The sequence below is a fragment of the Streptomyces sp. NPDC051173 genome, assembly GCF_040689515.1.
Classification (GTDB): Bacteria; Actinomycetota; Actinomycetes; order Streptomycetales; family Streptomycetaceae; genus Streptomyces.
Genome location: NZ_JBFBBD010000027.1, coordinates 39,351 through 54,088, shown reverse-complemented (window position 1 = coordinate 54,088; position 14,738 = coordinate 39,351). Strand labels below are relative to the sequence as shown.

The 14,738-nt window shown below is 69.5% G+C and carries 12 protein-coding genes and 2 tRNA genes; 8 read left to right on the top strand and 6 right to left on the bottom strand.

The features are described 5' to 3' along the window. Positions 1–108: 108 nt before the first annotated feature. A tRNA-Gly gene (locus AB0435_RS16920) sits at positions 109–182 on the bottom strand. Positions 183–346: 164 nt separating this feature from the next. Here AB0435_RS16920 and AB0435_RS16915 point away from each other — a divergent pair. The 7 genes from AB0435_RS16915 to AB0435_RS16885 all read left to right on the top strand — a co-directional run bounded on the left by AB0435_RS16915 (position 347) and on the right by AB0435_RS16885 (position 5,721). Continuing rightward, positions 347–423, top strand: a tRNA-Pro gene (locus AB0435_RS16915). A gap of 132 nt (positions 424–555) precedes the next feature. After that, positions 556–1,926, top strand: coding sequence for a trigger factor (gene tig, locus AB0435_RS16910; RefSeq protein WP_366006241.1), 1,371 nt, complete (start codon positions 556–558; stop codon positions 1,924–1,926). A 290-nt stretch (positions 1,927–2,216) separates the two neighbouring features. Continuing rightward, a complete protein-coding gene (locus tag AB0435_RS16905) occupies positions 2,217–2,834 on the top strand; it encodes an ATP-dependent Clp protease proteolytic subunit (protein ID WP_361533554.1) in 618 nt (205 codons plus the stop codon). A 51-nt stretch (positions 2,835–2,885) separates the two neighbouring features. Beyond that, positions 2,886–3,554, top strand: coding sequence for an ATP-dependent Clp protease proteolytic subunit (locus tag AB0435_RS16900; RefSeq protein ID WP_116211811.1), 669 nt, complete (start codon positions 2,886–2,888; stop codon positions 3,552–3,554). A 176-nt stretch (positions 3,555–3,730) separates the two neighbouring features. Further along, the gene (clpX, locus tag AB0435_RS16895; protein ID WP_366006240.1) at positions 3,731–5,020 is read left to right on the top strand and encodes an ATP-dependent Clp protease ATP-binding subunit ClpX; all 1,290 of its coding nucleotides are present in this window, start codon (positions 3,731–3,733) and stop codon (positions 5,018–5,020) included. A 90-nt stretch (positions 5,021–5,110) separates the two neighbouring features. After that, positions 5,111–5,461: a hypothetical protein gene (locus AB0435_RS16890; protein ID WP_366006239.1), complete on the top strand. Its 351-nt coding sequence runs from the start codon at positions 5,111–5,113 to the stop codon at positions 5,459–5,461. Next, on the top strand, positions 5,458–5,721 hold the full coding sequence (locus AB0435_RS16885) for a hypothetical protein (RefSeq protein ID WP_366427312.1): 264 nt from the start codon (positions 5,458–5,460) through the stop codon (positions 5,719–5,721). Before AB0435_RS16890 ends, AB0435_RS16885 begins: the two co-directional genes overlap by 4 nt. 195 nt (positions 5,722–5,916) lie before the next feature. Here the strand turns inward: AB0435_RS16885 and AB0435_RS16880 are convergent, their stop codons facing one another. The 3 genes from AB0435_RS16880 to AB0435_RS16870 all read right to left on the bottom strand — a co-directional run bounded on the left by AB0435_RS16880 (position 5,917) and on the right by AB0435_RS16870 (position 9,073). Next, on the bottom strand, positions 5,917–6,789 hold the full coding sequence (locus AB0435_RS16880; protein WP_366427311.1) for a hypothetical protein: 873 nt from the start codon (positions 6,787–6,789) through the stop codon (positions 5,917–5,919). 203 nt (positions 6,790–6,992) lie between these two features. After that, the gene (locus AB0435_RS16875; protein WP_366006236.1) at positions 6,993–7,973 is read right to left on the bottom strand and encodes a hypothetical protein; all 981 of its coding nucleotides are present in this window, start codon (positions 7,971–7,973) and stop codon (positions 6,993–6,995) included. Positions 7,974–8,077: 104 nt separating this feature from the next. Further along, positions 8,078–9,073, bottom strand: coding sequence for a hypothetical protein (locus AB0435_RS16870; protein ID WP_366006235.1), 996 nt, complete (start codon positions 9,071–9,073; stop codon positions 8,078–8,080). Between the two features lie 134 nt (positions 9,074–9,207). Between AB0435_RS16870 and AB0435_RS16865 the strand changes: the two genes are divergently transcribed. Further along, the gene (locus tag AB0435_RS16865) at positions 9,208–11,841 is read left to right on the top strand and encodes a valine--tRNA ligase (RefSeq protein ID WP_366006234.1); all 2,634 of its coding nucleotides are present in this window, start codon (positions 9,208–9,210) and stop codon (positions 11,839–11,841) included. Between the two features lie 87 nt (positions 11,842–11,928). Here AB0435_RS16865 and AB0435_RS16860 read toward each other — a convergent pair whose 3' ends face one another. Together AB0435_RS16860 and AB0435_RS16855 are read right to left on the bottom strand one after the other, a co-directional pair. Then, a complete protein-coding gene (locus AB0435_RS16860; protein ID WP_366006247.1) occupies positions 11,929–13,137 on the bottom strand; it encodes a hypothetical protein in 1,209 nt (402 codons plus the stop codon). A gap of 189 nt (positions 13,138–13,326) precedes the next feature. Continuing rightward, positions 13,327–14,691 (bottom strand): glycosyltransferase, encoded by a 1,365-nt coding sequence (locus AB0435_RS16855; protein ID WP_366006233.1) that lies wholly within the window; start codon positions 14,689–14,691, stop codon positions 13,327–13,329. Between the last annotated feature and the right edge of the window lie 47 nt (positions 14,692–14,738).

The window sequence follows — 14,738 nt, the reverse complement described above, 5'->3', positions numbered from 1 at the left end:
ACGGCCGGGGACGCCCACGGCCAGGATCGATTCGGCCGGATCCGTACGGTCGCGTGTGCCGGGAAACGCGCGCATGAAAAACGCCTCCGGCCGGAGCCGGAGGCGTCATGGAGCGGGCGACGGGAATCGAACCCGCGTAGCCAGTTTGGAAGACTGGGGCTCTACCATTGAGCTACGCCCGCGCGCACCGCGATCGCCATGAGGGCCGCGCGGCACGTTGTGCATCGTAGCGGGTCGGGACGCCCGGCCGCACACCCCGGGGTGCCGTCGGACCCCCGCCCGTTTCTTCCGCCTCTTAATCGGCAGCCAGAGCCTCGGCGGGCATGTACCCTACGTGTCGCACCGACGGGGTGTGGCGCAGCTTGGTAGCGCGTCCGCTTTGGGAGCGGAAGGTCGTCGGTTCGAATCCGGCCACCCCGACCAATCAAGATCACATTGTGGGGCCCGTACTGCTTGCGGTTACTATGCAAGCTGCGTGCCCGTGTGTCTCTGTACCGGGCGCGATCCGCTGGACATCAGCAGAATCCAAGAAGTCAGCCCCAAGGAGACCGAACCGTGAAGAGCGCCGTGGAGACCCTGAACCCGACTCGGGTTCGGCTCACTGTTGAGGTGCCCTTCGAGGAGCTCAAGGCCAGCCTCGACGCGGCGTACAAGAAGATCAACCAGCAGGTCACGGTGAAGGGCTTCCGTCAGGGCAAGATCCCCGCCCGTGTCATCGACCAGCGGTTCGGCCGCGGTGCGGTGCTGGAGGAGGCCGTCAACGACGCGCTTCCGAAGTTCTACACCGAGGCGGTCAACGAGGCCGACCTCAACCCGCTGGGCCAGCCCGAGGTCGACATCAAGGAGCTGAAGGACGGCGAGCTGCTCTCCTTCACCGCCGAGGTCGACATCCGTCCGACCCTGGAGATCCCGGACTACTCGGGCATCGAGGTCACCGTCGACGCCATCGAGGTCTCGGACGAGGACATCGAGAAGTCGGTCGAGCAGCTGCGCGACCGCTTCGCCACCACCTCCCCGGTCGAGCGCGCCGCCGCCGAGGGTGACATCGTCACCGTCGACCTGGAGGCCAAGGTCGACGGCGAGGTGCTGGAGGACGGTGTCGCCAACGGCATCGACTACACCATCGGCTCCGGCCAGCTGCTCGACGGCATCGACGAGGCCGTGACCGGTCTCGAGGCCGGTGGCACCGCCACCTTCACCTCCGAGCTCAAGGGCGGTTCCGCCGAGGGCAAGGAGGCCGAGGTCAAGGTCGACGTCACCGCCGTCAAGGCCCGCGAACTGCCCGCGCTGGACGACGACTTCGCCCAGCTGGCGAGCGAGTTCGACACGCTGGAGGAGCTGCGCGCCGACAGCGCCAAGCGCCTCGCCCGCATGAAGAAGTTCGACCAGGCCACGCAGGCCCAGGAGAAGGTCCTCGACGAGCTGATCAAGCTGGTCGAGGTCCCGATGCCGGAGAAGCTGCTCGAGGACGAGGTCAACACCCGTAAGCACAACCTCGAGCACCACCAGCTCGGCCAGATGGGCCTGGACCTCGCGAAGTACCTGGAGATCCAGGGCAAGTCCGCCGAGGAGTTCGACGCCGAGCTCAAGGAGCAGGCCGAGAAGGGCATCAAGACCCAGTTCATCCTGGACGAGATCGTCAACAAGGAGAAGCTGTCGGTCGGCCAGGAGGAGCTCACCGAGCACCTCATGCGCCGTGCCCAGTCCTCCGGCATGAGCCCCGACCAGTTCGCCCAGGCCGTCGTCGAGGGTGGCCAGGTGCCGATGCTCGTCGGCGAGGTCGCCCGCGGCAAGGCCCTCGCGGCCGTCGTCGAGGCCGCCACGGTCAAGGACGGCAACGGCGATGTCGTCGACCTGGACGACGAGGACGAGACCGGCGAGACGGTCGAGGCCGCCACCGAGGTCGTCGAGGGCACCGAGGCCTGAGCCTCGCCCCCCTCGTAGCGATACGGAGCACGGGCCCGGCCCCGGCACCCTCCCTGGGTGCCGGGGCCGGGCCCGCCGCGCTCCTGTGGGCCCGGGGGAACCTGCGCTCAGAGCGAACAGTTCCTGATGCGGGATGGCCACCGCCTACCAGCGCGTTAGGGTCCGTAGATACGGGGGCAGGGGAGTCCCGGAAGCGCGACGCGGAAGCCCGGATGGCGCGCCCGACCTCACCCCTTGAAGAAGACGCTGAGACGGCTCGCGGGGCCGTCGAACAACGAGCAGGTGGATACGTGACGAATCTGATGCCTTCCGCCGCCGCCGGCGAGCCGAGCTTCGGTGGCCTCGGCGACCAGGTCTACAACCGACTGCTCGGGGAACGAATCATCTTCCTCGGCCAGCCGGTCGACGATGACATCGCCAACAAGATCACGGCGCAGCTGCTCCTCCTTGCCGCGGACCCGGACAAGGACATCTACCTCTACATCAACAGCCCCGGCGGCTCGATCACGGCCGGCATGGCGATCTACGACACCATGCAGTACATCAAGAACGACGTGGTCACCATCGCCATGGGCCTCGCCGCCTCGATGGGCCAGTTCCTGCTGAGCGCCGGCACCCCGGGCAAGCGCTTCGCGCTGCCCAACGCCGAGATCCTGATCCACCAGCCCTCCGCGGGCCTGGCGGGCTCCGCCACGGACATCAAGATCCACGCCGAGCGGCTGCTCTACACCAAGAAGCGGATGGCCGAGCTCACCGCTCACCACACCGGTCAGTCCGTCGAGCAGATCACTCACGACTCCGACCGCGACCGCTGGTTCTCCGCCGACGAGGCCAAGGAGTACGGCCTCATCGACGAGGTCATGGGATCCGCCGCGGGCGTTCCGGGCGGGGGCGGCACCGGGGCCTGATCCCCGGCGCGTCCACGCAGCAGAACCCCTCGCCCTCAGAACGCCACCAGGATGGTGAACACGCAGATGAACAACAACGCCGGCAGCGGCCTCTACACCGGCCCCCAGGCCGACTCCCGTTACATCGTCCCGCGCTTCGTCGAGCGCACCTCGCAGGGCGTGCGCGAGTACGACCCGTACGCGAAGCTCTTCGAGGAGCGTGTGATCTTCCTCGGCGTGCAGATCGACGACGCCTCCGCCAACGACGTCATGGCGCAGCTGCTGTGCCTGGAGTCGATGGACCCGGACCGCGACATCTCGATCTACATCAATTCGCCGGGCGGCTCCTTCACCGCGCTGACCGCGATCTACGACACGATGCAGTTCGTGAAGCCGGACATCCAGACGGTCTGCATGGGCCAGGCGGCCTCCGCCGCCGCCGTGCTGCTCGCCGCCGGCACGCCGGGCAAGCGCATGGCGCTGCCGAACGCCCGCGTCCTGATCCACCAGCCGTACAGCGAGACCGGCCGCGGCCAGGTCTCCGACCTGGAGATCGCCGCCAACGAGATCCTCCGGATGCGCGCGCAGCTGGAGGACATGCTGGCCAAGCACTCCACCACGCCGATCGAGAAGATCCGCGAGGACATCGAGCGCGACAAGATCCTCACCGCGGACGAGCTGCTCGCGTACGGCCTGGTGGACCAGATCGTCTCGACGCGCAAGACGTCCGTTTCGGCCTGACCATTTCGATCCGGATTTCGGTCCGGTTTTCGGTCCGGTCAAAGTGCCGCCGGCAACCCCCTTGGACCGAGTAGGGCCAAGGGGGGCCCGCACGGGGGGCCCGGCAAGGTACCGTCGATAGGCAAGCACCCGGGTTCGCAGAGCAAGGCGGATCCCAGGCGAAGGGGAAGCACCTCGTGGCACGCATCGGTGACGGCGGCGATCTGCTCAAGTGCTCGTTCTGCGGGAAGAGCCAGAAGCAGGTGAAGAAGCTCATCGCGGGGCCTGGTGTGTACATCTGCGACGAGTGCATCGACCTCTGCAACGAGATCATCGAGGAAGAGCTGGCGGAGACCTCCGAGGTGCGGTGGGAGGAGCTCCCCAAGCCCCGTGAGATCTATGAGTTCCTCGAGGGCTATGTGGTGGGCCAGGAGGCGGCCAAGAAGGCCCTCTCCGTCGCGGTCTACAACCACTACAAGCGCGTGCAGGCCGGCGAGAACGGCGGCCACAGCCGCGACGACGGCATCGAGCTCGCGAAGTCCAACATCCTGCTCCTGGGCCCCACCGGCTCGGGCAAGACCCTCCTCGCGCAGACGCTCGCCCGCATGCTGAACGTCCCCTTCGCGATCGCCGACGCCACGGCGCTGACGGAGGCCGGCTATGTCGGTGAGGACGTCGAGAACATCCTGCTGAAGCTGATCCAGGCCGCGGACTACGACGTCAAGAAGGCCGAGACCGGCATCATCTACATCGACGAGATCGACAAGGTCGCCCGGAAGAGCGAAAATCCGTCGATCACACGGGACGTGTCGGGTGAGGGCGTCCAGCAGGCCCTGCTGAAGATCCTGGAAGGCACCACGGCCTCCGTCCCCCCGCAGGGCGGCCGCAAGCACCCGCACCAGGAATTCATCCAGATCGACACGACGAACGTCCTCTTCATCGTCGGCGGCGCCTTCTCCGGCCTGGAGAAGATCATCGAGTCGCGCGCGGGCGCCAAGGGGATCGGCTTCGGGGCGACGATCCGCTCCAAGCGGGAGATCGAGGCGAGCGACCAGTTCCAGGAGGTCATGCCCGAGGACCTGGTGAAGTTCGGCATGATCCCCGAATTCATCGGCCGCCTCCCCGTGATCACCAGCGTCCACAACCTCGACCGCGAGGCGCTCCTCCAGATCCTGGTCGAGCCGCGTAACGCCCTGGTGAAGCAGTACCAACGGCTGTTTGAACTCGACGGCGTGGAGCTGGAGTTCGACCGCCCCGCCCTGGAGGCGATCGCCGACCAGGCGATCCTGCGCGGCACCGGCGCGCGTGGCCTGCGGGCCATCATGGAAGAGGTCCTGATGTCCGTGATGTACGAGGTCCCGTCCCGCAAGGACGTCGCCCGCGTCGTCATCACCGAGGACGTCGTCCACTCCAACGTCAACCCGACCCTGGTCCCGCGCGAGCCGCGGATCGTCGGCAAGGACGAACGGCACGAGAAGAGCGCGTGAGATTTTTCTGATGCGAGGGGCGCCCGGCGATCGTGCCGGGCGCCCTTTGTTTTCGTCTCGCGGGAGTGCTGCCGGTGGGAGTATGGAGGCATGAGCGCTCAGCCTGTGTCTTCTGCCGGTGCGATGCCCATGCCGCCGCTGACTCCGGAAAGTCTGCGGGCTGCCGTCGCCCGGCTTGTTCCTTCTCGGCTCGACGAGCTGAACGAGCACTTGGTTCACGCGGCCACTCAGGCACAGGAGCTGGACAGTACGGTTCCGCTGCGATCTTTCACCGAGTACTGGGGCATCGTCGTGGCCATAGAGCGCGACCCCGTACGGGCGGCTCGCTTCCACGAGTTGGAAGCCGTGGTGGACGCCGGCTTGGAGCCCGAGACAGCGCGAGCTGCGATCACCGAGATCGGCGCTCTCGTCGACGAGGCCCGTGCCGAGGTTCTGGCGTGACCCATGAGTGGACGTGGGAGTACGACCCGGATGCCGAGCACGTCATCGGCGGCCTCCCGCCGGAGGCCGTCAATGAGGTGGCGCGGATCGCCGATTCGCTGGCGGTGCTGGGGCGCGACACCGCCCACGTGGGCCGCGGACCGGCTCACGGTGGGGGCCTGCGCTCGGTGGATCTGGCCGAGGGGCGTGGCTTTCTGCTCTTCATGGCCGATGCCCGAGCCCAGCTCGTCGTCGTCGTCCGCGTCATCTGGCACGGATGACGCTTTGGGTCGCCTCGGGGAGAGCTTCGAGCCGACTTTCGTGCGGACCGGCAGGCACCTGCGGTGAATCCGGCGAAAGCCGGTAGGCGCACCACGAAGCCCGTTCGGGCCGTCATCGACGCCGAGTTGCTCAGCGTGAAGGCTCAGGTGCTCAACTCGGCGGGCAGGTGGAGGAGATGACTTCGGGCCGGGAGATCACTTCTTGATCTCCACGCGGATCTCCGTGCGTAGCTTGGCGGTGATCCCGGCGGCCTCGTCGAAGGGGATCTTGGCGCCCATCGCCGAGCGCTTCATGTCGCCCACGTAGAGAACACCGGCCGTGCTGTGGTCCGCCCAGATGCACAGCGGGAGGACGGTGGTCCCGGTGCCGTCGTTGGGGTGCGTGTACTGGCACTTCATCGCGCCGTCGAAACCGGGCGGCGTGACGGTCTGTGGGGTGCCCTCCACCTTGGTGGACATCGCGGACTTCGCCAGGCTCTTGAACATGGCGTCCACGAAGTTCTCAGGTTTCTTGATGTCGCCCCAGACGCCGATGAACCGCATCAACTTCCGCTCGGCGATGTTCTCGGTCTTGTACCCCGCGGCATTGGACTCAGGGTTCTTCACGCCCATGATGCGGAGATCGCGACGTGCCTCCGGGTTGTTGAAGACATCCTGGTCATGGAACTCGGGGTCCTTGTTGTACTCCGTGAGAACTGTGTCCGGCGTCGTCAGCTTGTAGCGCTTGCCGTCGTCCGCGACGGAGGAACCGCTGTGGTCCTTCATCAGCACGGTGATGCCGCCGATGATCGCCCCGACCACGACGAGCGCGGCGACCGCGATCCCGATGACCTTGCCCTTGCCGCCGCGCTTCGGGGGTATCGGCGGCGGGTACGGCGCGGGCATTCCGGGGTAGGGCTGCTGGCCGTACGGACCCGGGTACGGACCCGGCTGGCCGTACGGCGCCTGCTGCGGATAGCCGTAGCCCGGCTGTGGGGCGCCGGGGGCGCCCTGGCCGTACGGGTGGGGCGGCAGCGGCTGCTGGGGCGGCTGCGGGCCGCCGTACGGGCCGGGCTGGGAGTGGCTCACTCTGGTTCCCCCTCAGGAATGCGGCTCGACGGCCGGACACGCCCTTGGTGAGGAAACCCCTGGCGGGGCCCTCGCGGGCCACGCCGGCGGAGCGTTCAGGATCCCACACGGCCCCGGAGGGCTCGAAAGCGATTTCGACCGCCGGGCTGCCCGTACGGCCCCCGCTGGACGTACGGGCCCGGCTGCCGCGTGTGCCCCGGGGGCTACTTGTTCTTGCGGACCTCGTTGCGTACCTTGGCCGTTGCCTCGGCCAGTTCCTGGGCGGACATCGCGTTGCCGGTGGCGGTGGTGGTGGCACCGCCGGTGATGCCGCCGGCGGACTTGGCGACCGAGTGCGAGACGGCCGTCACCGCGCTGGAGTCGCCCCAGACGCACGTCGAGCCCTCGGCGGTGGTCGTGAAGGACCCCATGGTCACGGTGGCCTTCTTCGTCTCGCACTTCATCACCGCGCCGTCGAAACCGCTCGGGTGGAACTCGGTGACGGGCGTGACGACCTCGACCTTGGTTCCGGCCGTGGAGGACCGCTGGTCCAGCTTGGCGAAGATCGCGTCCACCGCCTTGCCGGGGTCGGACACCTCGCCGTAGACGCCCTTCACGGCAAGGCCCTGCTGCTGGGCGTTCTTGTAGGACGCGCCGACTCCGGTGCCGTTCGTGATGCCCATCGCCTTGATCTCGCTGTCGTCGGCGAGGCTCTTGTTGGCGGTGTCGGTGGGGGACTGCTGCTTGTTGAACTTCCCGTCCAGCAGCGAATCCGGCATCACCATCGTGTAAGGCGCGACCTTCCCGCCGCCCCCGCCGCCGCTCTTGAAGAAGAGGACGCCGCCCACGATCGCGCCCACCACGACCAGCGCGCCGATCGTGATGCCGATCGCCTTGCCCTTGCCGCCGCCGCTCTGCGGCGGCACCGGCGGCGGGTACTGGCCCGGCATGCCGGGCTGGGGCTGCTGGCCGTACGGGCCCGGCTGCGGCTGGCCCCAACCGCCCTGCTGCGGCGCGCCGTACGGCGGCGCGGCCGGTGGCTGCTGGCCGTAGGGGCCTGGCTGTGGGGGCTGGCCGTAGGCCGGGGCGGGGGGCTGCTGCGGGTATCCGTAACCGGGCTGGCCGGGGGCTCCTCCGGGGCCGTACGGCCCCGGCTGCTGGGGCTGCTGGGGAGCGCCGTAGGGGCCCGGCTGGTTGTAGCTCATCGTGTCTCGTTTCGATCCGTGGCTCGTGACAGGCCCGCCATCCTCCCCGACGTCTTACGAGGGCTTTACCCCGGGGCGGCAACAGTTCTGGAACAGTCGCCCCGTCAGCTCCGCACCGGCACCCGCACGCGCTCGCGGAACGTCGCGACCCTGCCGGCCGCCGAGTCGAGACCGAGGTCCTGGCCCTGCACGATCAGCGAGGTGTCCAGGGCGAACACCGTGCCGACGGTGCTGCTGTCGGCCCAGACGCACAGCGGCATCCTGAGGACCTTGCCGGTCGTCGGACCGAGGCTCTGCTTCGTCATCTGGCACTTCAGCACGGTGTCGTCGCCGAGCCGGTCCGGGGTCATCCGGCGTGGGCTGTCCTCGAATTCGATCTTCTCGTTGGGGTCGGTCTCCTTCGCGGCCCCGTCCGTCGCGCTCTTGAACAGGCCGTCGACCAGAGCCTCGGGGCTGCGCACCGAGGTGCCCCAGGCGCCGGAGAAGCGGAGAATCTTCTGGGCGCGCTTGTCCGTACCGGACTTGTAGTTGCCGTTGACGGCCTGCGGGTCGGTCATCCCGAAGCCCTTGAGCTCGTCGAGGGCCGTGGAGTTGAAGCCGGAGCCGGGGTCGCTCGTGTCCTTCGTGTAGTCGTCCGCGAGCGTGTCGGGCGCGGTGAGCTTGTAGCGCGCCCGCGCGATCCCGGTGGCGCTCGGCGAGGCGCTGGGCTCCGGGGTGCCGGGCGAGGCGCTGGCGCCGGCCTTGGGGCCGCCGGCGCTCTTGTCGTTCCCGGTGAAGAGGACGACGCCGCCCACGATCGCCCCGACCACGACGAGCGCCGCGACGGCGATGCCGATCGCCTTGCCCTTGCCCCCGCCGCTCTGCGGCGGTATCGGCGGCGGGTACTGGCCGGGCGGCGGCCCCCAGCCGCCCGGCTGCTGCGGCGGCACGCCGTACGGGCCGGGCTGCGGCGGCGCACCGTACGGCGCGGCGGGCGGTGCGGTCGGCGGTGCGTACGGCGGTGGCGGCGGGAAGCCGGGGGAACCGGGGGAGCCGCCCTGGGCATAGGGGTTCGGTTGCTGCGGCGGCATCCCGTACGGGCCCGGCTGGTGCTCGCTCATCGTCGCCTCTGCGTGTCGCGGAAGATCGTTCGGTGCCATCCTTTCCGACGGCCGCTCCGACGGCGCCGCCGGGCCCCGCCCCGGGGCCCGGAATGGATTCGTAACCCCCGCACACGCCCCCGTAGACTTCTCCCGTGACCGAGAACACTCAGCGCCCCGACAGCGGGCCGAACGACAGCACCCCCGAACTGCCGACCCAGTACGCGCCGGCCGACGTAGAGGGGCCGCTGTACGAGCGCTGGGTAGAGCGGGGCTACTTCGAGGCGGACGCGAAGAGCGACAAAGAGCCGTACACGATCGTCATCCCGCCGCCGAACGTCACCGGTTCCCTCCACCTGGGCCACGCCTTCGAGCACACGCTGATCGACGCCCTCACCCGCCGCAAGCGGATGCAGGGCTACGAGGTGCTGTGGCAGCCCGGCATGGACCACGCCGGCATCGCCACGCAGAACGTCGTCGAGCGCGAGCTCGCCAAGGAGGGCAAGTCCCGCCACGACCTCGGCCGCGAGGCGTTCGTCGAGCGCGTCTGGCAGTGGAAGGCCGAGTCCGGCGGGCAGATCTCCGGCCAGATGCGTCGCCTGGGTGACGGCGTGGCCTGGTCCCGCGAGCGCTTCACCATGGACGAGGGCCTCTCCAAGGCCGTCCAGACGATCTTCAAGAAGCTCTACGACGACGAGCTGATCTACCGCGCCGAGCGCATCATCAACTGGTGCCCGCGCTGCCTCACCGCGATCTCCGACATCGAGGTCGAGTACCAGAACGACGACGGCGAGCTCGTCTCGATCCGCTACGGCTCCGGGGACTCGGAGATCGTGGTCGCCACGACCCGCGCCGAGACGATGCTCGGTGACACCGCCGTGGCCGTCCACCCCGAGGACGAGCGCTACAAGCACCTGGTCGGCACGGAGATCGAGCTGCCGCTGACCGGCCGCCGCATCCCCGTCGTCGCCGACGAGCACGTCGACCCGGAGTTCGGCACCGGCGCCGTCAAGGTGACCCCGGCCCACGACCCGAACGACTTCGAGATCGGCCGCCGTCACGACCTGCCGATGCTCACCGTCATGGACGAGCGCGCGGTCATCACCGTGCCCGGCCCCTTCCAGGGCCTGGACCGCCTGGAGGCCCGCAGCGCCATCGTCGGCGCCCTGCGCGCCGAGGGCCGGATCGTCGCCGAGAAGCGCCCGTACGAGCACTCCGTCGGCCACTGCTCGCGCTGCAAGACCACCATCGAGCCGCGCCTCTCCATGCAGTGGTGGGTCAAGGTCGGCCCGCTGGCCGAGTCCGCCAGCAAGGCCGTCCGCGACGGCGACGTCGCCATCCACCCCAAGGAGATGGAGTCCCGCTACTTCGGCTGGGTCGACAACCTCCACGACTGGTGCATCTCGCGCCAGCTGTGGTGGGGCCACCGCATCCCCGTCTGGTACGGCCCGGACGGCGAGATGGTCTGCGTCGGCCCGGACGACGAGGCGCCCACCGGCGAGGGCTGGCACCAGGAGACCGACGTCCTGGACACCTGGTTCTCCTCCGGCCTGTGGCCCTTCTCCACGCTCGGCTGGCCCGAGAAGACCGACAGCGTCCAGAAGTTCTATCCGAACTCCGTCCTGGTCACCGGCTACGACATCCTCTTCTTCTGGGTCGTCCGGATGATGATGTTCGGCCTCTACGCGATGGACGGCACCCCGCCGTTCCACACCATCGCCCTGCACGGCATGGTCCGCGACCAGTTCGGCAAGAAGATGTCGAAGTCCTTCGGCAACGCGGTCAACCCGCTGGACTGGATGGACAAGTACGGCTCCGACGCCGTCCGCTTCACCCTCGCCCGCGGCGCCAACCCCGGTGTCGACGTGCCGATCGGCGAGGACTGGGTCCAGGGCTCGCGGAACTTCGCGAACAAGATCTGGAACGCCACCCGCTTCGCGATGATGAACGGCGCGACGGTGGAGGGCGACCTGCCGCCCGTCGAGCAGATGTCGGCGACGGACCGCTGGATCCTCTCGCGCCTGAACGCCACGGTCGCCGAGGTCGACGCGTACTACGACGACTACCAGTTCGCCAAGCTCTCGGACGCCCTCTTCCACTTCGCGTGGGACGAGGTCTTCGACTGGTACGTCGAGCTGTCCAAGACCACCTTCATGGGCGGCGGCGAGCAGGCCAAGGTCTCGGCCCGGGTCCTCGGCGAGGTCCTGGACGTCACGCTGCGGCTGCTGCACCCGGTCGTCCCGTTCGTCACCGAGACGCTGTGGACGACGCTCACCGGCAAGGAGTCGGTCGTCATCGCCGACTGGCCGGCCGACAGCGGCTTCCGCGACGCGGGCGCCGAGCAGGAGATCGAGAACCTCCAGCAGGTCATCACCGAGGTCCGCCGCTTCCGCTCCGACCAGGGCCTCCAGCCCGGTCAGCGGGTCCCGGCGAAGCTCGGCCTGAGCGGCACCGCCCTGGCCGCGCACGAGGCCGCGATCCGTCAGCTGCTGCGCCTCCAGCCCGCCGAGGACGGCTTCCAGGCCACGGCGACGCTGCCGGTCGCGGGGGCCACGGTCGCCCTCGACCTGTCCGGGGTCATCGACTTCGAGGCGGAGCGCAAGCGCCTGACGAAGGACCTCGCGGCGGCGGAGAAGGAGAAGGCCCAGGCCAACGCCAAGCTCGGCAACGAGGCGTTCCTGGCCAAGGCCCCCGACAACGTCGTGGACAAGATCCGCACGCGCCTCGCCAAGGCCGACGAGGACATCGCCCGGATCACCGCCCAGCTGGCCGGTCTGCCGCAGGGCTGACGGGGCAACGAAGAAGCCCCCGGCGCGAGAGGAATCCTCTCGCGCCGGGGGCTTCTTCCGTTTCCGGTACGGGGAACGGTGCGGGGCTCACCGCCCGGCCGGCGGCGCCTCCCACGGGGTGGGCGGTACGGTCCGGGCCTCCCACGGCCGGGACCGGCCCGGGTCCCACATGGGGCCCCACGGTCCTTCCACCGGTTCCTCGTCCACCCGGTTGAGCGGCCGGTGGCTGCTGCGGTTGCGCTGCGGCCAGAAGAGTACGTACACGGTCGACACCGCCACGAAGAGCAGCCGGATCAGGCCGCGCGCCGAGTCGTCGTGGACGACGAAGACGCTGCCGTAGAGCACGATCAGCGCGATCCAGCTCCACCACGGCACCAGGCGGCGCTGCCCGCAGACGTCCCACAGCAGGGTGCCGAGCAGTACGGACGCCGTGTAGTAGGTGTAGACGCTGGGGTCGAGGAGGATGCGGGCGTTCGCGCCCAGCAGCACCACGCCGGCCCAGCGGCCGCGCCACACGGCGACCGCGCCGAGCGTGAGGCCGAGCGCGGCCTGGGCGGGCCGGGCCCAGTTGGGGGTCTCGGGGGTGTTGCCGCCGAGCCAGCGCAGCGCGGACGCCGGGTTGTTGGGGATCGTGAACTTCGCGGCGGCGAAGGAGTGCGGGTCCACGAGGAAGAACGGCAGCCAGGCGACGGCCACCAGGCCCACGCACCACAGCACCGCGCGCATCCAGCGGTCCCTGGGCAGGGCGAGGATCAGCGGCAGGAAGGCCAGCGCGGTCGGCTTGGAGTCCAGGGCCAGGGCGAGGCAGATGCCGACGGCGGCGGGGTTGCAGCGCGTCAGGAACCAGACGGCCAGCGCGGTGAAGAACAGCGCGAGCACGTCGTCCAGGTGCCCGAAGCGGACCGACACCTCGATCCACATGGGGATGAACGCGGCGCCCGCGATGAGGACGCGCCGCCGCAGGCGCTGGTGGTTGGTGCCGGTGCCCAGGAAGTGCATGGCGGCGCTGCGGCCCGCGAGCACCACGATGACCAGTCCCAGGGCGGACATGAACGCCGCCGCGAGGAACTGGCCGGTGTGCTCGGAGAAGGGGTTGAACAGGCCCGCCACCAGGAAGCTGATGGGGCCCATCTGGAGCTCGGGGTGGTGGGCGTAGAGGTTGAGCCCACCCGTCCCGTTGCCGCCGTCGTACAGCAGCTCGCCGCCCGTGCGCAGATAGTGCCAGGAGAAGCCACCGCTCGGCTCCACCAGGGCGAACCACAGCACGGTCCACGCTGTGAGCAGCAGCAAGTGCATCCGAGTGCTGACTTCCGGTACCCGCACGACGCTCCTGTTCCGCCACCCGGAACCGCTCCGGGCGATGTGGGCAATGTTTTCCCCGGCGGTCAGATGGCGGAAGAGGGGCGGAGGTTGCCCCGTGGGCCTCAAGTGTGGCCCATTTCATGGTTTGTTCAGTTGGCGGGCGCAGACTGCCGGAGGCGCGCGTCAGCTCTCGACGGCGATGGGGCCGGAGGTGACGACCTCCGCGTTGCGCCGCGTCTTGGCCCAGCCGTTGCGGCCGCGCAGCATCCGCACGAAGCCGCGGGCGGAGGCCGGGAAGAGGTGGTACGCGTACACCCACAGTGCCAGCCCCCACAGCAGGGAGACGAGCAGCGAGCGGCCCGGTGCGCGGTCCCGGCGGTAGACCGGGCCCCAGAGGACGAACGGCAGCACGGAGACGACGGCCAGTCCGAGCACGAGCGGCCACAGGGCGAGCATGCCGCCGAACGCCTCGCCCGCGCCCTCGTCGGCGACGGTCAGTCCGAGCAGGGCGAACATGACCAGGCAGAGGGCGAGCGTCACCAGGTGGGCGACCGGCTGGAGGAAGGTGTAGAGGGTCTCCAGGACGCCCTTGCCGTTGTAGTGGCGCGAGGAGACGATGCGCGGCGCGTAGCGGACGCACTGGAGGTTGCCCTGGGCCCAGCGGGTGCGCTGGGTGAGGAAGCGGCGGCCGTGGGGGAGGCCCTCCTGGGAGACCCAGGTGTCGGCTATGTGGGCTATCCGGTCACCGTTGAGGATCATGTGCAGGCCGAGCTCGTAGTCCTCCAGGAGCGCGCCGCGCTGCCAGGGGCGGCGCTCGGCCGCCGCGATGCGGTCCAGGGAGGCGAGCCGGGTGAACTGGCCGTTGCCGCCGAGGCCCACGGAGCCGGTGCGGCCGCGCAGCAGCTGCATGCCGGCGTTGGAGACGGAGAACTCCATGTCCTGCATCCGCACGAGCAGGCGGGCGAAGGCGTTGCGGATCCGGCCGCGGTCGCCGAGCGGGCGCGGGTCGTCGGCGTTGCGCATGTGCACGCTGACCTGCACGCCACCGGTCTCCGGGTCGCCGAAGCCGAGGGGGCCGCTGACGCGGTCCAGGGCGCGCGGGTCCAGCTGGCCGTCGGCGTCGATGACGCAGACGACGACGTGCTCGCGGTCGACGTCCTCGGACAGGTACTCGTTCAGCTCGTCGTAGGCGGCGTTGAGCGCGGCGCCCTTGCCCAGCCGGGCGTTGGGGCGGTGGCGGCGCACGAGGTGGACGCGGCGGTCCGTCTCGCCGAGCTCCGCCACGATCGCGCCGGTGCGGTCGTCGCTGTCGTCGTCGATGACCCACACGTGGGCACTCGGGTGGTCCTTGCGCAGCCGGTCGACGGTCGTCCCGATCACGGCTTCCTCGTCACGGCACGGCACGAAGAAGTGCCAGTCGAAGGCGGCGGCGTTGCCGTCCTCGACGGTGGGCCGCCGCAGGTACGCGGTCCGCGCCCCGGCCCAGTAGAGCAGGAAGCAGAGCAGCAGGAAGAAGGGGAAGACGAACAGCAGGGGACTGTCGAACATGAGGGTGGGAACTCCGGGGGTGGGGGGCGGGTCGCGGGAGCGTCGGG

Bases quoted from the DNA above. Each gene is read 5' to 3' on its own strand.
- AB0435_RS16900 (WP_116211811.1), top strand. From the start codon at position 2,886: ATGGTGAACACGCAGATGAACAACAACGCCGGCAGCGGCCTCTACACC.
- AB0435_RS16855 (WP_366006233.1), bottom strand. From the start codon at position 14,691: ATGTTCGACAGTCCCCTGCTGTTCGTCTTCCCCTTCTTCCTGCTGCTC.
- AB0435_RS16890 (WP_366006239.1), top strand. From the start codon at position 5,111: ATGAGCGCTCAGCCTGTGTCTTCTGCCGGTGCGATGCCCATGCCGCCG.
- AB0435_RS16860 (WP_366006247.1), bottom strand. From the start codon at position 13,137: ATGCACTTGCTGCTGCTCACAGCGTGGACCGTGCTGTGGTTCGCCCTG.
- AB0435_RS16870 (WP_366006235.1), bottom strand. From the start codon at position 9,073: ATGAGCGAGCACCAGCCGGGCCCGTACGGGATGCCGCCGCAGCAACCG.
- AB0435_RS16875 (WP_366006236.1), bottom strand. From the start codon at position 7,973: ATGAGCTACAACCAGCCGGGCCCCTACGGCGCTCCCCAGCAGCCCCAG.